Source organism: Enterococcus hailinensis (genome assembly GCF_045862035.1).
GTDB lineage: Bacteria > Bacillota > Bacilli > Lactobacillales > Enterococcaceae > Enterococcus_A > Enterococcus_A hailinensis.
Genome location: NZ_BAAFRV010000007.1, coordinates 82692 through 103956, shown reverse-complemented (window position 1 = coordinate 103956; position 21265 = coordinate 82692). Strand labels below are relative to the sequence as shown.

The 21265-nt window shown below is 36.7% G+C and carries 23 protein-coding genes, 1 tRNA gene and 1 riboswitch; of the genes, 13 read left to right on the top strand and 11 right to left on the bottom strand.

What is annotated here, in order from left to right; all coding sequences use genetic code 11:
• Positions 1-33: 33 nt before the first annotated feature.
• The 3 genes from ACKTSC_RS07430 to ACKTSC_RS07420 are packed head-to-tail and all read right to left on the bottom strand — an operon-like array spanning position 34 to position 3437.
• Positions 34-1968: a fructose-1,6-bisphosphatase gene (locus ACKTSC_RS07430; protein ID WP_407857249.1), complete on the bottom strand. Its 1935-nt coding sequence runs from the start codon at positions 1966-1968 to the stop codon at positions 34-36.
• A 9-nt stretch (positions 1969-1977) separates the two neighbouring features.
• Entirely contained in the window at positions 1978-2796 is an 819-nt protein-coding gene (locus ACKTSC_RS07425; protein WP_332581145.1) for a pyruvate, water dikinase regulatory protein, read from the bottom strand.
• An 11-nt stretch (positions 2797-2807) separates the two neighbouring features.
• Positions 2808-3437, bottom strand: coding sequence for a helix-turn-helix transcriptional regulator (locus ACKTSC_RS07420; protein ID WP_332581146.1), 630 nt, complete (start codon positions 3435-3437; stop codon positions 2808-2810).
• A gap of 232 nt (positions 3438-3669) precedes the next feature.
• Between ACKTSC_RS07420 and ACKTSC_RS07415 the strand changes: the two genes are divergently transcribed.
• Positions 3670-3741: transfer RNA gene (locus tag ACKTSC_RS07415), tRNA-Glu, on the top strand.
• Positions 3742-3827: 86 nt separating this feature from the next.
• On the opposite strand, the gene yidC is transcribed toward ACKTSC_RS07415, so the two are convergent.
• Together yidC and ACKTSC_RS07405 are read right to left on the bottom strand one after the other, a co-directional pair.
• Positions 3828-4763, bottom strand: coding sequence for a membrane protein insertase YidC (yidC, locus tag ACKTSC_RS07410; RefSeq protein ID WP_332581147.1), 936 nt, complete (start codon positions 4761-4763; stop codon positions 3828-3830).
• 104 nt (positions 4764-4867) lie between these two features.
• Positions 4868-5140 carry an acylphosphatase gene (locus tag ACKTSC_RS07405; protein ID WP_332581148.1) on the bottom strand — a complete coding sequence of 91 codons (273 nt, stop codon included), beginning with the start codon at positions 5138-5140 and terminating at the stop codon, positions 4868-4870.
• Positions 5141-5288: 148 nt separating this feature from the next.
• Between ACKTSC_RS07405 and ACKTSC_RS07400 the strand changes: the two genes are divergently transcribed.
• The 4 genes from ACKTSC_RS07400 (at position 5289) to efp (ending at position 8054) form a co-directional block, all read left to right on the top strand.
• Positions 5289-6053, top strand: a complete 765-nt coding sequence (locus ACKTSC_RS07400) for a TrmH family RNA methyltransferase (RefSeq protein ID WP_332581149.1) — start codon at positions 5289-5291, stop codon at positions 6051-6053.
• Between the two features lie 128 nt (positions 6054-6181).
• On the top strand, positions 6182-6685 hold the full coding sequence (locus tag ACKTSC_RS07395) for an HD domain-containing protein (RefSeq protein ID WP_332581150.1): 504 nt from the start codon (positions 6182-6184) through the stop codon (positions 6683-6685).
• 106 nt (positions 6686-6791) lie between these two features.
• On the top strand, positions 6792-7394 hold the full coding sequence (locus ACKTSC_RS07390) for a YczE/YyaS/YitT family protein (RefSeq protein WP_407855457.1): 603 nt from the start codon (positions 6792-6794) through the stop codon (positions 7392-7394).
• A 96-nt stretch (positions 7395-7490) separates the two neighbouring features.
• Positions 7491-8054, top strand: a complete 564-nt coding sequence (gene efp / locus ACKTSC_RS07385; protein WP_332580904.1) for an elongation factor P — start codon at positions 7491-7493, stop codon at positions 8052-8054.
• Between the two features lie 48 nt (positions 8055-8102).
• Here efp and ACKTSC_RS07380 read toward each other — a convergent pair whose 3' ends face one another.
• Positions 8103-9002, bottom strand: coding sequence for a WaaS/CpsH family glycosyltransferase (locus tag ACKTSC_RS07380; RefSeq protein ID WP_407857248.1), 900 nt, complete (start codon positions 9000-9002; stop codon positions 8103-8105).
• Positions 9003-9178: 176 nt separating this feature from the next.
• The gene (locus tag ACKTSC_RS07375) at positions 9179-9724 is read right to left on the bottom strand and encodes a folate family ECF transporter S component (RefSeq protein WP_332580902.1); all 546 of its coding nucleotides are present in this window, start codon (positions 9722-9724) and stop codon (positions 9179-9181) included.
• 26 nt (positions 9725-9750) lie between these two features.
• Positions 9751-9852, bottom strand: a riboswitch (THF riboswitch).
• 172 nt (positions 9853-10024) lie between these two features.
• Here ACKTSC_RS07375 and ACKTSC_RS07370 point away from each other — a divergent pair.
• A complete protein-coding gene (locus tag ACKTSC_RS07370; protein WP_332580901.1) occupies positions 10025-10789 on the top strand; it encodes a formate/nitrite transporter family protein in 765 nt (254 codons plus the stop codon).
• Between the two features lie 28 nt (positions 10790-10817).
• Here the strand turns inward: ACKTSC_RS07370 and ACKTSC_RS07365 are convergent, their stop codons facing one another.
• A complete protein-coding gene (locus ACKTSC_RS07365; protein WP_407857247.1) occupies positions 10818-12725 on the bottom strand; it encodes a M13 family metallopeptidase in 1908 nt (635 codons plus the stop codon).
• Between the two features lie 187 nt (positions 12726-12912).
• Here ACKTSC_RS07365 and ACKTSC_RS07360 point away from each other — a divergent pair, with 187 nt between their 5' ends.
• From ACKTSC_RS07360 to ACKTSC_RS07335, 6 genes are all read left to right on the top strand, one after another.
• On the top strand, positions 12913-13473 hold the full coding sequence (locus ACKTSC_RS07360; protein ID WP_332580899.1) for a hypothetical protein: 561 nt from the start codon (positions 12913-12915) through the stop codon (positions 13471-13473).
• A gap of 108 nt (positions 13474-13581) precedes the next feature.
• A complete protein-coding gene (locus tag ACKTSC_RS07355) occupies positions 13582-14553 on the top strand; it encodes a ribose-phosphate diphosphokinase (RefSeq protein WP_332580898.1) in 972 nt (323 codons plus the stop codon).
• Between the two features lie 140 nt (positions 14554-14693).
• Positions 14694-15839 carry a cysteine desulfurase family protein gene (locus ACKTSC_RS07350; RefSeq protein ID WP_407857246.1) on the top strand — a complete coding sequence of 382 codons (1146 nt, stop codon included), beginning with the start codon at positions 14694-14696 and terminating at the stop codon, positions 15837-15839.
• 63 nt (positions 15840-15902) lie between these two features.
• Positions 15903-16250 (top strand): DUF1831 domain-containing protein, encoded by a 348-nt coding sequence (locus tag ACKTSC_RS07345; protein ID WP_332580896.1) that lies wholly within the window; start codon positions 15903-15905, stop codon positions 16248-16250.
• Between the two features lie 222 nt (positions 16251-16472).
• Positions 16473-17111, top strand: a complete 639-nt coding sequence (locus ACKTSC_RS07340) for a hypothetical protein (RefSeq protein WP_332580895.1) — start codon at positions 16473-16475, stop codon at positions 17109-17111.
• 91 nt (positions 17112-17202) lie between these two features.
• The gene (locus tag ACKTSC_RS07335) at positions 17203-17808 is read left to right on the top strand and encodes a metallophosphoesterase (protein ID WP_332580894.1); all 606 of its coding nucleotides are present in this window, start codon (positions 17203-17205) and stop codon (positions 17806-17808) included.
• 41 nt (positions 17809-17849) lie between these two features.
• On the opposite strand, the gene ACKTSC_RS07330 is transcribed toward ACKTSC_RS07335, so the two are convergent.
• The gene (locus tag ACKTSC_RS07330; protein WP_407857245.1) at positions 17850-19223 is read right to left on the bottom strand and encodes a DUF5808 domain-containing protein; all 1374 of its coding nucleotides are present in this window, start codon (positions 19221-19223) and stop codon (positions 17850-17852) included.
• On the bottom strand, positions 19223-19597 hold the full coding sequence (locus tag ACKTSC_RS07325) for a GntR family transcriptional regulator (protein WP_407855451.1): 375 nt from the start codon (positions 19595-19597) through the stop codon (positions 19223-19225). The genes ACKTSC_RS07330 and ACKTSC_RS07325 overlap by 1 nt, the downstream gene beginning before the upstream one ends.
• A gap of 181 nt (positions 19598-19778) precedes the next feature.
• Between ACKTSC_RS07325 and mnmA the strand changes: the two genes are divergently transcribed.
• Positions 19779-20897, top strand: a complete 1119-nt coding sequence (gene mnmA, locus ACKTSC_RS07320) for a tRNA 2-thiouridine(34) synthase MnmA (protein ID WP_332580891.1) — start codon at positions 19779-19781, stop codon at positions 20895-20897.
• 76 nt (positions 20898-20973) lie between these two features.
• On the opposite strand, the gene ACKTSC_RS07315 is transcribed toward mnmA, so the two are convergent.
• On the bottom strand, positions 20974-21222 hold the full coding sequence (locus ACKTSC_RS07315) for a hypothetical protein (RefSeq protein WP_332580890.1): 249 nt from the start codon (positions 21220-21222) through the stop codon (positions 20974-20976).
• Positions 21223-21265: the final 43 nt, after the last annotated feature.

Genomic DNA, 21265 nt, shown 5'->3' with positions numbered 1-21265 from the left:
TCAATATACCGAAAAAAACAGATTCCATCAATCCTAGATGAAATCTGTTTTCTTTGTTTGATAGGCTAATAAACCATTTAGATTATCAATTTGTTCTTGCAGTCCTTCACCAACTGTCGTGTCTTTGATCATGTTTCGTGTAAGCTCACGATCGATCACTCGTTTCAAAGAGGTCTCATCGGTTTGTTTGTGCAATAAGTTTTCGATCGATTCAAACGGATCATGGGTCACTAGTTGAAAGCCATAGGAATTGTTCAGCAAAGAGTAACCTGCGATGCCGGTCGTTTTTTGATAAGCTTTTGACAAGCCACCATCGATAACAAAAAGCATTCCATCACCTTTGATTGGTGATTCGCCGCTTTTTACTTTGATCGGTGTATGTCCATTGATGATGCGAGAGTTTGGCGAATACAACGCAAATTCTTCTAAAATCATTTTACAAGTCTCTTGTGTGTCTCGGTATTGATAATAAGGATTTTTGACTTCTTTGTGCGTTGCTTGATCAGCGATAAAGTAACGTTCAAAAGTAGTCATGGCACTTTTACCAAATTGTGGTGAGATTTTTCCAGACCAACAATACCAGATCCAGTCCGCTTCTGAACTATCCGTGTGCTGCTTTTGACAGCCTAAACGAATTTTTTCTTCGAAGAAATTCAATAATTCTTTTCCGGCATAGGCATGGTCAGCAACATTTAAAGGAAGAAAAGTACCATTTTTTTTCAAAGGTAAACAGCCATGGAATAATAGATGTTGATTATAAACTAGATACATCGACCCTTTATCTAATAATAATTGGATGTGTTCTTGCATCTTGATCGATTGTTGAAAAGATGACAATAACATATCTACCACATATTCTTCTTGTTCAGTCAAGGCATGGACGTCTGCTTGGATCGTTTGGAAACAACCACCTTGTAGCGGATATTCTTTACCATTTAGTTCAATCGTCTCAGCTTTGAAATCAATTTTCTCTAATAGTAAACGATCATCCATTTCAAATTCTGGTTGCCGTTTGATCAATTGGCCTTCTAATTTAAATTGAAGAATAGCCAAGGCTTGGTGGACTTTTTCCAAACTATCACTACTTTCAATCGAGTATTGATCACTGCTGCCTTTAGGTTTGAAGCTTGGATTTTTTTGATAGTGTTCTTCAGCATACATAAATAAAGGTCGTAGATTCAATGCATAGGCTTGTTCGATTTCATATAGATAATTATAGCGTGCCGCAATTCTAAGCAATGTCAGCAAGCATGCTCTCGAACCCGCATATGCTCCGATCCATAAAATGTCGTGGTTGCCCCACTGGATGTCTAAAGAAGGATGTTTGGCTAGCTTATCGAGAATTTTATCTGCTTCTGGCCCACGGTCATAGATATCACCAACGACATGTAAATGATCTACCACTAAACGTTGGATACTTTGACAAAGAGCGGTAATAAATACTCCACCTTGATTTAAATCTAATAAGTGGGACAATATTTGATCAAAATAGGCTGCCTGATCATGGTAACTCGTATCCGTGTACATCAATTCTTCAATGATATATGCATATTGTTTCGGCAATGCTTTGCGCACCTTAGAACGTGTATATTTAGTGGAACAAAAAGCTAATAGCTCTAGTAATTGACGAATTTTTTTGCGGTACCATGAACGGTCTTTGTGAGAAAAAAAGTGCGCATCTTTTAGTGCTTCTTTCGGGTAAGCAACCAGGATCGCCAATTTATTTTTCTCGTGTTCAGTCAAACGATCACCGAATAATAAGCTGATTTTTTCTTTAGTATTTCCAGCTCCCGTTCGCAGAATATGATCAAAAGCAGTGAACTCCCCATGAATATCACTGATGTAAAGTTCGGTTCCTTTTGGCAGATGCATGATCGCTTCTAAGTTGATTAATTCGGTCATGATTGCTTCAGGGTTACTAAATTCTTTTTCTAACATTTGATAATATTTTTCACGGGTCGATAGCATAAGCTCCTCCTAATCGTGCCAGTTATTGTCTAGATGTTCGCAAATCAAAGTAGCAGATTCTTCAATCGATTTGTTCGTGACGTCTAAAGTGAAGGCACCTAATTCATCATAAACGCTTAAAGCATAATCAACTTCTTCTTTGATCCGATTGATATCAGAATAACGAGAATTTTCAGCTAGACCTAATGAATGCAGGCGGCTCATGCGAATTTTTTTCTGCACATCAGGTTCAATGACCAAGCCAATGATTTTTTCTTTTGGAACATGTTTGATTTGTTCTGGTAAAGGAACTTCAGGGATCAACGGCAAGTTCGCAACTTTTAAACGTTGGTTTGCTAAATACATGCTTAAGGGTGTTTTAGAAGTCCGAGAAATTCCTAAAAGAACTAAGTCAGCCTCTAAAAAGCCTTTTGCATCTTTACCATCATCATATTTGACCGCAAATTCAATTGCAGCGACACGATCGAAATATTCTTGATTTAATTTATGAACGACACCAGCTTTACGCATTGGTGCAACACCAGATTTTTGGTAAATGATGTCCATAAATGAACTCATTAGATTGATGTATTGCAATCCTGTCCGCTCACCAAAATCTTCGACGATCTTAGTTAGGTTTTCGCTCACTAAAGTAGTAACGACGACTGCACCATCTTTTAATGCATCGCTGAGAATATTGTGAAGCTCCTTTTCATCTTTGGTGAAAGGAAAGCGATAAGACAAGTCAAATTCGACAGTTGGAAATTGTGCTGTTACAGCATTAACTAGTTTGAGTGATGTTTCGCCGACTGAATCAGAAATCATGTATAAAGGAACACTTTTTTTCATTCTTTTTACTCCTATCGATTGGTTTCAGTTTGTTTTGCTTGTTGCATAATATAATTAAAAATCCGTGATTTAGTGATTTTTCCGATCACTTTTTTAGGATCTTCTTCACTGACAACGGGCAAAGAATCGACTTGATAATCTAATAAAACAGCACCAGCTTCTAAAACGGTATAATCTTTGGTGCATGTCCGAAGGTGTGGGGCACGAGTCATAACAACAGCAACCGGTGTGTTTTGAAGATTACTATTCAGCGACGCGCGCAACAAATCTTTTCGTGATAGTAGCCCTACTAAATGCTGGTCATTATCAGTCACATAGATTGATCCGACATCATACATAAACATATTTGTGATCGCATCATGAATCGATGTATCTTGTGGAGTCAAAAGGGGCGACAGCATGATTTCTTCGACTTTGACAGAGAAGATCTTATCAAATAAAAATTGTTCGATCCCTGCACCAGTATAGGTATAGCCAACTTTGGGGCTGGCTTCTAATATACCGGCCATCGTTAAGAAAGAAAGGTCTGTCCGCAAAGTAGCGTGAGAGATTCCTAAATGTTCGGCAATCTTTTCACCACTTAATGGTTGATCGCGTTTTACAATCTCGATGATTTGTTCTTGTCTTGATGATAGATTCATAAGTCCTCCTGAATAATAATGAATGATCGTAGTTACTATTCATATTACTAAATTATTTTTACACCTACATTCGAAGCAATCTATTCGAATGATGAATACACAACCTATTATACACGTTAAAAGTATATAAACAACGTAAATAGATTAATAAGCACATATTTAATGAGTAAGAAAAAAGAGTAAATCCTTTCTAAAAATTAAATTTAGCAGTATACTATTTTTTGTTGGACATAACCTGTTAGTCAAGGGGTCAAGACGCCGCGTTCTCAGCGCGGAGGCACGGGTTCAAATCCCGTACAGGTTATCATTGTAAAAAAAGACGGCTCTTAGGAGTCGTCTTTTTTTATTTAAAGAAAACCACCAGCACTATTTAGCGCTGGTGGTTATTTATTATTTATGTTGTTGCTTTCCGGCGTTACGTCCGTTGTTCGTATTTTTTTTGTTTTTAGGTTGATTTAGATTTGCTGGTTTTGTTTTCACAGGTTCAGCTTTTTTGATTGTTGGCGTAACAACTTGTTTTGGTGGATTTTTCTTTAAGTCTTCTTGAACTTTTGCTTTGATACGAGGACGCATCAAGACATTTGTAATAAATGTTTGCAAACAACTAAAGACCCCGCCGACTACCCAATACAAAGCAACTCCGGCTGGAGAAGTGAAGGACATGAAAACGATCATCAATGGAGATGCGATCATCATACTGCGCATCGTTTTCTTTTGTTCTTCTGGAACACCGATCAATGAAATATAGCCTTGTAATAAATAAGCGATTCCGACAACTACTACTAAGATCATACTTGATTTAGATAAATCGATCCCTAAGAAAGTAGAGTGTTGCATCCCTTCAGAAAAACGAGCTGTATAGTACAATGCTGAGAAAATCGGCATTTGAATCAATAAAGGTAAGCATCCGATTCCGCCCATCATACTCATATTGTTTTCTTTATAGACAGCTTGAACTTCACGTTGGGCTGCCATTTGTTCTTCTTGAGTGGATGCTTGTTTTACTTTTGCTTGAGCCGCATCGATTTGTGGTTTGATCGCTTGCATTTTCTCTGTTTGAATCAATGATTTTTTGGATTGGTGGATTCCTAAAGGTAAGATGATCAAGCGGACAATAATCGTCAACACGATGATCGCCAGACCGTATGACCAATTGAAGTTGTGAACCATCCAGTTAAGGAAATTTTCTAAAGGAACTACCAACGTCCGATACACGAGACCGGATGTGTCAGGGTTCCCATTTTTATCCGATCGAACACAACCCGAAAGGAGTAAAAGGACACCTAGCAAACCGGAGCCTAAAAGCCAATTTTTAAATTTAGTCATTAAATTCTTCCTCTGCTAATAAAAATTTATACAGGAATTACTATACTAGATAATACAAGCCTTTTCAATCTAATTTGAAAAAATCAGGGAACCTTGTTAATTTTTTAATAGACGACTTTAAATTGGTCATAATCTTTGATTGTAGCGTCTTTTTGCTGTTCGATATGTGCAACTTTGGCGAAAGGATTTTGCGGTTGTTTCAGTTTCTCTAAAAATTGCTGGATCTGTTCATTGGTGCCAACAGCTTCAATCGTTACGCTGCCATCGCTTTCATTTTTAACAGTTCCTGTTACGCCGATTTCAGTAGCAATTTGCTGAGTGGTATAACGAAAACCGACACCTTGGACACGTCCAGTCACATTCAAATGTATTTTCATAAAAAAACCTCCTTATTTATTTTCTTATCTTCTATGATAGCGATTTTTATTAGTTGTTACAAGAATTCACGTGCTATAATGGCATGCGGAGTAACAAAATAAATAATATTTAATATAGAACGATCAATTATCAAGCGGGGTGAAATACTTGAAAGAAATCCAATCAAGTAAAAATGCACTAATCAAAGAAACTAAAAAATTGCAACAAAAAAAATATCGTCAACAAACAAAGAGCTATTTATTGGAAGGTTTTCATTTAATCCAAGAGGCAGTAGCCGCAAATATTCCTTTAAAAGAAATCTTTATCAATCAGCGAGGATTAACCGAATGGTCTGAGTGGATCGAAAACAATCTAACAGAATATTATATTGTGTCAGATGAGGTTTTAAAAGTATTAGCTAGCCAGCCAACACCACAAGGAATCATTGCGATCGCTGAGATTCCAGAAATCAAAAATGAAATGGAACTTTCTGGTGCTTGGCTTTTATTAGATAATGTCCAAGATCCGGGAAATGTTGGGACGATGATTCGAACTGCAGATGCAGCTGGATTTTCTGGGGTCGTTTTGGGACAAGGAAGTGCTGATTTATACAATCCTAAAACATTACGCAGTACTCAAGGCAGCTTATTCCATTTGGCAGTGATCAGTGAAGAATTGAGTGAATTGATTCCACGATTCAAACAAGCCGGCTCAACTGTTTATGGAACAGCATTAGATAAAAATGCTAACTCTTATGCAAGTGTAGAACAGTTAGAAGACTTTGCCTTGGTTATGGGCAACGAAGGTCAAGGGATGTCTGAGGAACTTTTAGCGATGACCGACCAGAATTTATATATTCCAATCAAGGGAAAAGCAGAATCTTTAAACGTAGCGATTGCTGCAGGTATTGTTATGTTCCAATTGATAAAATAAGTCTTTACAATTTTGTAACTGTTATTAAGGAACTGTTAAACTTCGTACTTAGCTAGATGGAAGCCTATCCAACTTTTTCTAACCGTGCTATAATTATTGTCAGAAACAAGAAAAGGGGCATTTAATCTATGGCGGAAAACTGGCGTGAAGACGAGGAATACGTTTCCTATATTGAAGATTTACTAGCCACTGAAGAAGTACAAAAATTAGCAAATTATACTCAACATATGAATTCGACTCGCTTAGAACACTCTATTAGTGTTTCATATAATAGTTACAAATTAGCCAAACAATTTCATGGGGATGCAAAAGCAACAGCTCGTGCAGGGTTACTTCATGATTTGTTCTATTATGACTGGAGAACGACAAAATTTGATGAAGGTTCGCATGCCTATATGCATCCGCGGATTGCAGTCAAAAATGCAGAAAAGATCACAGAATTGTCTGATCTTGAACGCGATATCATCATCAAACATATGTGGGGAGCAACGATCACGCCGCCAAAGTACAAAGAAAGTTACATCGTGACGATGGTAGATAAATATTGTGCGGTCAAAGAAGCAGCTGAACCTTGGCTAGAAAAAATCAATCGTTATAAATTACGCTCAAGTAAAAAGGGAACTAATTTTTAAATAAAAAATGACGAGGCATCAAACAAAGACTTGTTTGATGCCTAATTTATGCGTTAAAATAGCATTTTAAGAGAAAGTGAGGCGTAAGATTATCAAACCAAATATAATGAAACAAATTATATTTACAATTGTGGGGACTTTCATCGCTGCAGTCGGTGTTCGTCTGATTGTTGTCAGCGACTTAGGCGCAGATGCCATCAGTACATTAGTATTAGGGATTCTGCAACATGTATCTGTTCAATTTGGAACGGTTAGCATGCTGTTTAATGGGATCATTTTGATCATAGTTTTCTTTTATGATCGAAAGATGATCGGAATAGGTAGCATCATTAATAGTTTTGGTTTAGGCTTGTGTTTGAATATTCTAGATTGGTTTGGGATTTTACATACGATTCCGAATGGAACAGCCTATCTATCAATCATTGCCGGATCAATTATTTTTGGTATCGGAACCGGAATCTATTTATTAGCAGATGCGGGTTCTGCGGCATATGAATCATTGATGATCTTACTTAAACGTCTGATCAAAAGCTCAGTCAAAACGGCTAGAATTTTATTGGACGCATTGATCTTTTTGACCGGTTTTTTATTGGGCGGTCATATCGGTTGGGGAACATTAATTGTTTTACTATTGATGGGACCTTCATTAGAAATAACCTTGAATCAATTACCTAAGTTAAAATTTTTCCGAACTCAAGAAGCAAAATAGCTTCAATAATTTTTCCTAGTAAGTATAAACGTTATTTGCTACAATGAATAAGGTTCATTTCATAGAAAATGATATACAAATGAGGAGTGTTTATTAATGATTTCAGCAAGTGATTTACGAGCAGGCATGACTTTCGTCCAAGACGGAAAATTAATCAAAGTATTAGATGCCAGCCACCACAAGCCTGGTAAGGGAAATACCGTTATGCGTATGAAACTACGTGATGTACGTTCAGGTTCAACGTATGATACAACGTTCCGTCCAGAAGAAAAATTTGAAAAAGCAATGATCGAAACAAAAGCAGTACAATATTTGTACAGCCAAGATGACATGGCGATTTTCATGGATTTAGAAACATACGAACAATATGAAATCCCAGTTACTACAGTTGAAGAAGAAATGAAATATATTCTTGAAAACATGGAAGTTAAAATTCAATTCTTCGGCGACGAAGTTATTGGCGTAACTTTACCAACTTCAGTTGTCTTAAAAGTGGTTGAAACACAACCATCAATCAAAGGTGCAACTGTTACTGGTTCAGGTAAACCAGCGACAATGGAAACAGGATTAGTCGTAAACGTTCCTGACTTTATTGAAGCTGGCGAAATGCTAGAAATCAATACTCAAGAAGGTACGTACCAAAAACGTGCAAACAAATAATTAAAAAAAACAGCCAAAACTTTTTGAAAGTTTTGGCTGTTTTTTTATTTATAGCGCACTTTGATGAGCCATCAGCTCTGGGTAATATTCAAATTCAGCAAAAATTTGAGCATCATGATCGATAAAGCGTTTGGCCCAATTTTCTGCTTCGAAAAAGGACAAAATCATTGGATCAACCGGTTGATAAGGAATATTCAAGAAAGCAGTCAATTTACTTAGATCGGTTTCAAGCATAAATATATTTCTAGCATCATAAAGTCGATAATAAGGCAGCATTTCATTTGCTGTAATCAATTTTTTTTGGAGAAAGATCGATTCAAAGGTCCGCAATGTGACACCGTATTGTCCAGCTCGTAAAATCTCTAAAATAGCTTGGCTATTATTGACTAATTTTAGGTACTCGCTGTAAGGCAAATAATCCGCATGTTCGTTTCCATGGCCAGAAAGAATATGATAGAGCGGTTTAAGTCCTAATCGCTCAAATTGCTTTTTCAATGCTAAAGCTTGTTGTTTTCTTCCATTGTCATTAGCACCAAAAAAAATATCATAGTCAAAATGTTTAGCAGGTGACGCGATCGCCTGGGTATAAAAGGAACTATTATGCAATAAACCTAGATCGCGAGCTTCCAATGGATCAAAATGATAAATACTGTCGATGGCTGGTTCTTTTTGTGCGGCATTTAGTTTTCGGTAATGTTCCAGTTTGAAATGGTTCCAGAAAAATAAAATAATTTTTGCTTTTGTAAAAGGGCGAATCCTAGCTGCCATCTCGACTTCGAAACCATAGTCTAAAAAAATAATCAATTGAAAATTTTTTAGATAAGAGGATAAAAAATCTTTTTTAGCAGTAAGCAAACCTTTCCCTGAACAAACACTGATATTTTTTAAGGCAGGGAAAAAGTACAGCGATGAATCTTTAGCAACTAACAACACATCAGAATTATTCATATTTCTCCCAGCTTTCTAAATAGATTTGTCTAATCATAGCTCGTTCCTCAATCATTAGCGATCAATCTGCTTGAGAAGAAAGGTACAAAAAAAGAAGTCAGCACTAATACTGACTTCTAATGGGATTTTTTATTATGCAGCTGAAAATACTCAGCTTAAAGGTTTGATTATTTATTTTAATGAGCACGGTTAAAACGTGCGATCCATTGTTTATACGGGAGTACGCCACCTAAGAAATAAGTAATGACGATTTGGATCGGAATCCAAATAACTGTTTTGATCAGACGTGGTGCCCAAATCAACCAACTATTCAAAGGAACATGATACATCATCGCCAACCACAGCGGTGTCAAAATCAAGTTGATCAAAATCGTGGTTGCTAAAACAGATTGAATCGAATTTTTCCAAGTGATTTCTTTTTTATAGAAAAAATAACCATAGATAGCTCCTTCCAGAAAAGCATTGATCGTAAAACCAATAAAGAAGGCCGCTTTTGAAAAAAGTGCCATACCAATAAAATCAGCAATTACAGAACCAATTCCTGTCCATAAAGGCCCAAAGAGCATCCCCATGATAATTTCTGGAATGAATGTAAAACTGACTTTTAAAAATTGCGTCTCAATTCCTAGTAACCGAGACAATGTGACCATCATGGCGATCAATAACGCCATTGTTGTGATGCTTCTAGCATCGAGGTGTTTCTGATTCTTCATTTCTAGCATCTCCTTATAGAGCTGCTACATCTGCATGCAGCGAATGCGAAAATAAAACCGCAGACCAAACCAAGTCTTTCGTCCAAAGGGCAACATCCCATCCCTTCAGCACTTAACGCTTTATTTCCTACTCTGATTTATTTTAGGGGCAAGCCCCGCAAAAATAGTAGCACAGAATCAAATAGTAAACAATCTTTTGATTTTACTGAATAAAAACAAACGTTTCTTTAAAAAAGTTCTTTCTTGTTTGTGAAAAAAATAGTAAGATAAAACAACAAAAAGAAAACGATTTAAGAAAGTGGGAGTTTGATGTATACGCCAAGTGAAACAGCAGTTATTTGTGAGCAAAAAGGAATCGAAAAAGTTAAAAAAAATCTAGTTGCTAAGTTATTATTAGGTTTTATCGGTGGTGCAATGATCTCACTAGGCTACATCGCTTATATGAAAATCGTAGCAACCACACCAGAAGAATTAAGTTTCCTAGGAACACTTCTAGGAGCATCTGTTTTTCCGATTGGTTTGATCGTTATTTTGTTAGCTGGAGGAGAATTAGTTACCGGAAATATGGTGGCGGTTTCTTTAGCGTGGTTAAATAAAAAAATTAGGTTGAAAGATGTATTAGAAAACTGGTTGGTAATTACCCTAGCTAATTTTGTAGGAGCACTATTCGTTGCATTTTTCTTTGGACATATCGTTGGACTGACTTCAAAGGGTGTATTTTTACACGAAATGCTAGTAGTCAGTGATGCAAAAACAGCAGCTACTCCAATTGAAGCATTTGTTTCTGGGATCGGCTGTAATTGGTTTGTTGGATTAGGTGTGTGGTTAAGTTACGGCTGTAAAGATTCCATGGGGAAAATTGCAGGTATCTGGTTTCCAATCATGATATTTGTTTTATTAGGATTTCAGCATAGCGTTGCTAATATGTTTGTTTTATCAGATGCGATGATTGAGGGTCATCTAGGTATGGGAACATTTTTTGCAAATATTATTCCTGTTTACTTAGGCAATATTGTTGGTGGAGTTGGTTTCGTGGCCTTTCCATATTTCATGTCTTATCAAAAAGGACATTAAAAAAGCTTCCTGATTAGGAAGCTTTTTTTTACCAAATTTGAACACGTTTTTCTGGTTCTAAAAACATGGGATCTTCTGGTTGTATGTCAAAAGTTTGATAAAAATCTGCCAAATTTTGAACTTGAACATTTGCGCGTAATTTATTTGGCGCATGGACATCAACCGATAGTAATAATTGAGTATATTCTTGGCGGGCTTTCATACGCCAAATCGTTGCCCAATTGATAAAGAAACCGGCTAAGTCAACTGCAGGATCTTTTTTTGCGGCTTCTAAAGCACAACTTAAACCGCCGGCATCGGCAATGTTTTCAGAGACTGTTAATTTCCCATTTACTTTTCCGCCAGCAATCTCTAAACCATTGAATTCAGCAATCATTTGATCTGCTAGTGTTTGAAAATGCTTTTGGTCGGCTTCGGTCCACCAATTATTTAGATTGCCGTATTCATCGAAAAGAGCACCGTTGTTGTCAAAAGCATGAGAAATTTCATGTGCGATCACTGCACCGATTCCACCGAAGTTTTGGCTACTTGATTGGTCTAAACTGTAAAAAGGTGCTTGCAAAATAGCAGCTGGAAAAACAATGATATTTCTGAATGGGTGGTAATAAGCATTTACGGTATCGGCACTCATCTCCCATTCGTCTCGTTCGACTGGTTGATTCCATTTTGAAAAATTATCTTTACGTTTCAATTGGCTGAATTGTAAAGCATTGCTAAGCAGTGTGCCGCCAGCTTCAGCAGTTGTTACTTTGAATTGTGTATAGATTGTTGGGATTTTTTCTGGGTAACCAACGTGGACCCCAAGCGTACTTAATTTTAAAATCGCTTTTTCGCGCGTTGCTTGGCTGAGCCAATTATTATTGCTCAAACGGTCTTGATAAACGGCGATCATTTGTTGAACCATTTGTTCTACATCATTTTTAGCTTGTTCGCCGAAATATTTTTTTCCATAGTAATCGCCGACGATTTGATCAAAACAACCAGCCGCTAAGTAGTAGGCAGCTTTTTCTTTAGGGCGTGCTTCAGGTGCTCCGGATAGGGCTTGACTGTATATGCCACCAGTTTGGCGGAACTCTTCACTAAGGTAACCCGTCAGTGCGTTGGCCGTCATAACGAGCATCCAGCTTTTTAATTTCGGAAAGACTTCGGGGTTTACTAACTCATCAAGCTGTGTAAAAAATTCTGGTTCAGTAACAATAATTTTTTCAGGTAATTCACCGATGATTTCGATGAGCAACTGTTTTAAGTCAAGTTGTGTACTGTGTTGGGCAAACGCTTCACCACTTTCAGGGTTATACATTTTACTGTAGTCCGCATTTTCTTCCGCACTTTTGACATGAGGAGCTAAAAGCTGATCGTATTCTAAAGCTTCATCTGTAATTTTTTCTGCTTGTGTTGAATCGTAGCCTGCTAAAGTAAATAATTTGATCGTCATTTCTTTGAAAATCGCTAATAACTGCGGAGCTTGGGGATGATCTTTTTGATAGTAAGTTTTATCCGGTAAAATCAGTCCAGGCGCAGCAGCAAATAGTGCATTGATTTTTGTATTTTTCATATCTGCATCAACATCGATTCCAAACGGTAATGGCAAGCCTGCGAGTAGCCAATCAGCTAATTGATCGTTCAAAGCGTTTAGATTGGGTAATGAAGCTACTTTTTCTAATAAAGGAAGAAGCGGTGCTGCACCATCTTGATCACGTTTTTCATAATTATTAGCTAAGTTGAAATAAGCAATGTACTCACGCATTAAATGATTGGGAATCGTAGACGGATCGGCACTCATTTTTTTAGTCTCTGTGATCAATAGATCATCAATGTCATCGACTAAATCTTGAAATCCGCCGGTGGCCGGTTTGTCAGCCGGAATCTCAGCTTGTTCGATCCACTCGCCGTTGACGGCTTCGTATAAATCTTTTTTGATTAATGCTTTGTTCATAAAGTGACAACTCCTTATACTTTCTTATTCTTTCTATAATATCATAAATCATTTATTCAACGACTCCTAGAAAAGACACTTTGCACCAATTTTTTCGGTTAAAATTGCTAACACATCCTGAAGCATAGAGCATGAAATAATTTTAAAATATGGTATAACTATATAAAATGATGGGGTGAAAAAATAAATGACGTATGCATTTGATCAATGGATAGAACTAGATTCATTTGAGAACTATCGTAATTGGAAAACGCCAAGAGGTTTTTTGTGTGGGACGTATGCCAGCAGTGTTCTTTTAGCTTATTGGCATGATAAGATCGATCCACGTTGCTTACCGCAAAATAGTCGGAAAAAAGATGATCCAAGGTCGGAGCAAATAGTTGAACAACTACAACGTTGGGTACAACCGATTGATCTGCCGACGGTTTCCTTACAACTTACGCTCGGTTTGAATCATTTTTTTCGCTATTATAAAATTCCTTATCGGGCAAGACAGACAGCATTTGGTAGTTGGCAACGAGTGACCAAACGAATCTTAAATGGTGAACCGGTGATGATCGGGTTGATGTATCTACGCGGCAGTACCTACAAAAATCATTGGGTCGTGGTGCATGGATTCATGGAAACAGCGAATGGCGAAAGATTTTATAAGGTGCATGATAATTGGGGAAATAGTGAGGCGATCATTCCCGCTAAATGGGGAAATGGTACGATTTCTTTAGTGTTTCAAAATGAAACAGCTTACTAAATAAAGACTTAATTAGACTTTTTCGCATCTTTATTAATGAAAAGTAAAATTCATAATAAATAGCAAAAAATATGTTAAAATGATATTACCAAAAGATGGAGGGTCACCATGTCTGAAGAAAGTAATGCAAAGTTTAAAATTTTTAGTCTTAACGGCAATCGTCCGTTAGCTGAAAAAATCGCCGATGTTTGCGGCGTATCGTTAGGAAAAAGTACAGTCAAACAATTTAGTGATGGAGAAATTTCGATCAATTTAGAAGAAACTGTTCGAGGATTTGATGTTTATTTAGTCCAATCAACAAACGAGCCAGTCAATGACGCTTATTTAGAGTTGATGATCATGATTGATGCATTGAAACGTGCAAGTGCGAAATCAATCAATGTGGTCTTACCGTATTATGCGTATGCAAGACAAGATCGTACGGCTAAACCACATGAACCGATCACTGCTAAATTGATTGCTAATCTACTTTCAAATGCAGGCGCAACACGAGTATTGACACTTGATCTACACACTGTCCAAGTTCAAGGATTCTTTGATATTCCAGTTGATAATTTATTTACAATGCCATTGTTCGCACATTATTACCGTCGCCGCGGAATGGTTGGAGATGATTATGTTGTCGTTTCTCCTAAAAACAGTGGCGTCCAACGTGCTCGCAGCTTAGCGGAATATTTAGATGCAGCAATCGCAATCGTTGATGTTGCAGATGAAACAGATCCTGAATCAGGGTATGTCATTGGTGACGTAGAAGGCCGTTGCTGTATCATGGTCGATGATATCTTGAATACTGGTGAAGTATTCTCAAATGCAGCGAAGACATTGAAGAAAGCTGGAGCAAAAGAAATCGTTGCTTGTGCTTCACACGGTTTATTGTCTCCACCGGCTAAAGCCAAGCTAGATGCCGCAGACATTAAAGATATCTGTATCACAGATTCAGTATCTACAGCTCCTGAACGCCATCCTGAAAATCTATCGATTATCAGTTGTGCCGAATTAATGGGTGAAGCGGTCAAACGTATCCATTCTGAAAAATCAGTGAGTCCATTATTTACAATGGAACGAAAAGATTATAAATAAAAGGGCAGCAATGCCCTTTTTGCTACTAAAAAATTAATCATTAGTAAAAAAATTATTCTTGCTAAACTCTACCATTTAGCTTTATTGATGAAAAAGCAGAAAATTTTGAGAGCTCAGCGTACAGAAAGGTTCGAGAATTTGTGGAAAATATTTATTTAGATCATGCAGCGACAACACCGATGCATCCAGAAGTGATTAAAGCGATGACCGACGTGATGAATGAAACCTTTGGTAATCCATCAAGTGTTCACTCTTTTGGTCGGCAAGCAGCTGGAAAGTTAGAAATGGCACGAGAAGTTATTGGAAAAAGTTTAGGCGTGAAATATCATGAAATTATTTTCAACAGTGGAGGAACCGAAGGCGATAACACTGCGATTATAGGAACAGCTTTGGCACGAAAAAATGAAGGACGTCATTTGATTACAACACAAATCGAACATCCTGCGGTACTCAATACGATGAAGTATCTAGAAACACAAGGATTTGAAGTAACGTATTTGCCTGTTGATAATCAAGGAAATCTTTCAATGGCTGATTTTGAGGCTAGTTTGCGTCCAGATACGATTTTAGTTTCTATTATGTATGGAAACAATGAAATTGGTAATCTGATGCCAATCAAAGAAATCGGCGAACGCTTAAAAAATCATCCAGCCTATTTCCATACAGATGCCGTTCAAGCCTATGGTAATCAATTTATTCGTCCTCATGAACTAGGTGTGGATCTTTTAAGTATTTCTGCGCATAAAATCAATGGACCTAAAGGTGTAGGCTTTTTGTTTAAGAGCGACGCAGTCCATATTGATTCATTATTACGTGGCGGAGAACAAGAAGAAAAACGTCGTGCAGGGACTGAAAACTTGGCTGGAATCTGCGGATTGGCTAAGGCTGTTGAGTTATTGACAGAAGAAGAACGTGAGAAACGCAATCAGCTTTATGATCAATTTACGACAAAGGTTTTATCAGCATTAGATACTGAAGCAATCGACTATCATGTGAATGGTGATTTAGCTAATAAATTACCGCATGTTTTGAATCTGCGATTTACTGGGATCATCAATGACCTATTATTAATGAAATTAGATCTGCGCGGTATTGCTGTTTCTACAGGATCTGCTTGTACTGCTGGAACGATTGATCCTTCGCATGTATTGGAAGCTTTATATGGAAAAGACGCAAAGGAAGTTAAAGAATCCGTTCGAGTAAGTTTTGGGTATGGAAATACTATTGAGCAAGTCGATTATTTTATCGAGCAGTTAATCACGAGTTTGAAAGAACTAACAAAGTAGATTGAAATGCACGATCGTACCCACTATAATTAAGAATGAAAGAATAATTGATGAGGTGAGTAGATGGCATTTACGAAGCAAGCAACAATTAAAGGGGCAAAATACAATTATGTATTAGCACCAACGGCTAAAAGATACACTTTACGTGATAATGGCTTTACTGAGACCAGTTCAGGCAATTTTCAATTGGTTCGTCCATTACAATCAACACCCCAAAGTAAAGAAGGTTTCAAATTAAAAATTACCGTTGCAAAAGATCTAGGTACATTTAAAATGTCTGTTACAACAGCAAATGGTTTGAAAACAGTCGATATTTTTAAAGATAGTCAACAAGAAATGATTCAAGAAAAATTCTACTATTTAATGGATGGTATGATTGATCGCGGATTATTTGTTAAAGAAGAAATTTAAGCAGCTACGGGTCTTATCGATAGATGGTTTTCATCGATAAGGCCCGTTTTAATTGGTTAAAAAAACACTGACGAATCGAGTTTATAAGCAAGGTATAGTTTTTGATCTTATTTTTACTAATCCGCTCATTTTTTTTAAATATTTTTAACCCTTTACAATTCCATGTGTCAGAGAATGTGGTAAACTAATAATAAGAAAATTGTTAGAAATGAAGGTGAGAAGTTGGTTCGCAAGATTCAAACAATAACGCACAATAAAATTATTTCTAATTTCCGGGTCTTGTCAGGACTGACGATCTCAATTGAAGATTGTGCCTATTTAACAAAGCAATTCCAAAATTACGGAGTCGATGATTATTATATTAGTGACTATCAAGGAAATAGCTATTTAACACGCTATGTCGATTATTTTATCGATTCAATTCCTTGTTGGACGTATAAAAGAAAATATCTTGTGCCTTTAATTTTTCGTGATACGCCAGATACTCAAAAAATGTTTCAAGATGATTATCGTTGGCATGCTTTTTTTGTCTTATTAGATTGGTATTTAAAGTATTCGCCAGAAAAAGTCATTATTGAAACGACGAAGGATAAATTCAAGGTGATCGATACAGCATTTCTAACATTTCGTTTATGGGAAATCTGTGATGGTGCCGCCTTTCCGATTGCTAATTTGAATAATTTATCTGAATTCGAAAAATGGAATCAAGCCTCTCATCTGATTGATACGGGTCGTTCATTTAAACAAACTCGTGAATTTGATGCAACTAAAGTTGAGGATCTGACTCAATTGGAAGCCGTTATTTCGATCATTAAAATGAAATATCAAGCTATTTTATTAAAACAAGGTTACCAAGTCTGATTGGTAGCCTTTTTGATTACCATTGGGGGCTTTTTTTGGTGAACGATGGTAGAATAAAACCAACAATCAAAATAAATGGCAGGTGATCTTGATGAAATATTTTATATCTGATACACATTTTTTCCATGAGAATCTTTTAGGCGAAAATGAATTTGCTCCACGTTTATTCGATACGGTGGAAGAGATGAATCAGCAGATGATTACTGCTTGGAATGATGTTGTCAGCGATAAAGATACAGTTTATCATTTGGGAGATATTGCGATGCATCCTAAATACGATCGTGGCTCTGCGGAAGTCTTAGCACAATTGCTCCAATTAAATGGAAAAATTATTTTTATCAAAGGCAATCATGATTCGCGTGCCTTTTTTAAATATTTAGCTGCCCATGACCCGAAATTAGTGAATGGGGAATCTAAGTTTGAATTCAATGATGTTGGTGTGATCGTAAAGTTTAACCATCATCAATATTATTTGACCCATTATCCAATGTTATTAGGGAAAACGATAAATATCCGTAATCTGCATGGACATATTCATAATTATAGTATGCCGATTGCCGAAGATATTAATGTTGGGGTAGATGCGCCAGAAAGAAAATTTTTAAAAACGCCGTTACCATTTGGAACGCCAATTTCTGAAAATTTGATTGATGAAATCGCAGCGTATAAAGAAACTGAAATTCAAAGACTAAAATAAGCATAATAAAAAGCGCCAGCAAAATTTGCTGACGCTTTTTATTATTGAGCTTGAAGATTCTTGAATAGTATCTTAGTTTCAGCAGAATCTGTATTCGTATAATAATAATCACGGTCTTCAGTTACGATTTTTAAGATGGGTTTTGATTGATAGTCGACCAATAATGAAGTCGATTTTCCATTAAGTTTAAAATTACCAAGTGCGTAATCAGCTGTTTCCAAACCATTTATTTTGATAATATTTTGCGGGATCTGATCGATTAATTGCACCTCTTTGATTTGATCATAAGTAATTTTTTGTTGTTGAGTCAAAGGGCCATCTAAAATCAATTGTTTTTTGGACATTTCATAGGTTAACGGATCGGGGTGATAATCCAATGTGTATAAGGGAATCACTGTGACTAACATTGCACCAATCAGCAGAATCGGAAGCAGTGCAAGAAAAATTTTACCCAACGGTTTTCCTAAATTGATTGTGATATTCATGCCGATTCGATCAGGTATCATTAGGCGAGAATCTTCGGGATTCAAATACATACCATAACGCCAATAGTAGTCATCACCAGCATAACGAAAACTATTTGACTGGGCTAAGACTTGGTCTTGTTTCTTGCGTAAGCGCAATAGCCACCATAACGTTAGGGCACAAAATAATAAAATCAATAAAAACTCTAGTATTGTAAGGCCTACGAAAAAGTTAGTATTCGTAGTCATAGTCAGCAAAGGAAGATAAATAATCAATACGATCGCCAAACTTGAGAGGATCATATAAGCAGACCAATAAAATTTAGTCAGATCATTGTATAGACGATTGACATGTGAATCATCAGTCAACGCACGAACAGGTAAGTGACTAATCGAGCGCCAAATCAAAACAAATAAACAAAGTAAAAGTAATCCAATCACCAATAAAAACCACGCCATACGCTGTAAACTACTTGCTTGGAGAATAAAAGTAAAAATAAATAGGCAGCCAAAAGCAGGGACAAAATACCAAATTGGAACTAATTTACGGTTTTTCTCAACAACTAATTTTGTATCTACTCGAATAGGTTGTTCTGCCAGCTGCCAATGATTGTCAACGATCAATTGATGACCTTTGCGAATATAGCGAAGCTGTAATAAGTAACTAGCACCGATCGAAAAATATAATAGGATGAAAAAGAGCAACATAAAAATGGATTCTTTCATGGGTATCAGTAAAATAAGATCTAAGAGTGATAGGATACCAGCTAACTGAAATTGTCTTTTTCGATAACTTTTACGAAAAAGAACGACTTGGGGATCATTCAAATGATCGGTTGGAAAAGTATTTTCTATGATTACTTGTTTATGCGGCTTAGCGGCCAAGGATGTGGTAAACGCGATAACTAAATTACAAAAAATTAAAATGACTAAAATCATAGTTGAAAACATCAAATATCCTCCTCTCTAAAGCTAGTTAAAATCGTTTTGATTTTTTCCTGAATCATGTGTTCATCTAAATCCGTCAAAGAAAGTTCTGCCAATAATAAAGTCAGATTCTTTTCATAATTGTTTTTAAGTTTTACCGGTAATGGAGCAACTAAAGTTCCTCTTCTACGATCGGTAATCAAATAACCTTCTTCGCGTAATTGCTGATAACCTTTTGAGACAGTCATCGTATTGACCCCTAATTCGTCGGCGAATTGTCGAACAGTGGGGAGCTGCTCATCAGGTTTCAGTTCACCGCGTGCAATGCCGATAATGATTTGATTCCTCAATTGCAAATAGATTGGTTCTTCAGAATGTGGATCAATCTCTAGAATCATTTCATCGCCTCCTTTGTATTATTTATATTAATACAAATAATACAAAAGAACAAATAAAAATAATTATGAAGAATTATCTATCGAAAATTTAAGATTTATGTTGTATAATTCGTTTTACTGAAAAGTTGCGACCTTCAAATCGTAGAATTTTCGGAATCTATTTTGAAATGATGGTGATACTGTGTCTAACAGCAACACACGAGTCGTCGTAGGAATGAGCGGCGGCGTCGATTCATCTGTAACTGCATTGTTATTAAAGGAACAAGGTTATGATGTGGTCGGCATTTTTATGAAAAATTGGGACGACACTGACGAAAACGGTGTTTGTACCGCAACAGAAGATTATAAGGACGTAGCGAAAGTCGCTGCGCAAATCGGAATTCCTTATTATTCTGTCAACTTCGAAAAGGAATATTGGGATCGTGTATTTGAATATTTCTTAGCCGAATATCGGGCAGGACGGACACCAAATCCTGACGTAATGTGTAACAAAGAAATCAAATTCAAAGCTTTCTTAGACTATGCCATGGAATTAGGAGCAGATTATGTAGCGACTGGTCACTATGCTCAAGTTGAAAAAGATGCGAATGGTGTCGTGCATATGCTGCGCGGTGTCGATAATAATAAAGACCAAACGTATTTCTTAAGCCAATTGTCACAAGAACAATTAGCAAAAACAATGTTCCCACTTGGCGGGATGCAAAAACCTGAAGTTCGAGCAATTGCTGAACGTGCTGGTTTAGCTACGGCAAAGAAAAAAGATTCTACTGGTGTATGTTTTATCGGTGAAAAGAATTTCAAACAATTTTTGAGTAACTACCTACCAGCTAAAAAAGGTAAAATGGTTACTTTAGATGGGGAAGAAAAAGGCGACCATGATGGTTTGATGTATTATACAATTGGTCAACGTCAAGGATTAGGTATTGGCGGCGGTGGTAAAACACAAGAACCATGGTTTGTTGTTGGTAAAGATCTATCAACGAATACATTATACGTAGGCCAAGGATTCCATCACGAAGCATTGTATGCTACAAGTTTAGATGCTAGTGAAATCCACTTCACTACCAATGAAACAAAACCAAAAGAATTTAAATGTACCGCAAAATTCCGTTATCGCCAACAAGACTTGCCTGTAACGGTTCGTCTATTAGACGGTGATCGTGCCGAGGTCATTTTTGATGAACCTGTTCGTGCGATTACGCCAGGTCAAGCTGTTGTCTTTTATGATGGTATGGAATGTTTAGGTGGCGGGTTGATCGACCATGCCTACCAAGAAACAAAAGAATTACAATATATCTAAATAAAAATGAGACTCCCTGATTTAGGGAGTCTCATTTTTATTTGAAAAAACCAGTCAAGAATGACTGGCTTTCTTCTTATGCAAGGCTTTGAGCAAAATGAGCCATTGCGACTTTTACTTCGTTTAATTTTTCAGGTTTGATTAATGGAAATAGACTTTCTTGGAGCTTTTTGAAATCACCAAGACTTAAAGCATCTGTTTCTTGGTCAGCAAAACTTTTGACCAAAATTTCTTTTGCCTCATTTTCTTTTCCTTCAATCGTATTGTTAAGGAAAAAGTCTAAAAATTTTAATTGTCCGTCTAACATATTGTTCACTTCTTTCATTAGAATCACCCATTTAGTATAAGAGTTTGTCTGAAAAGATGCC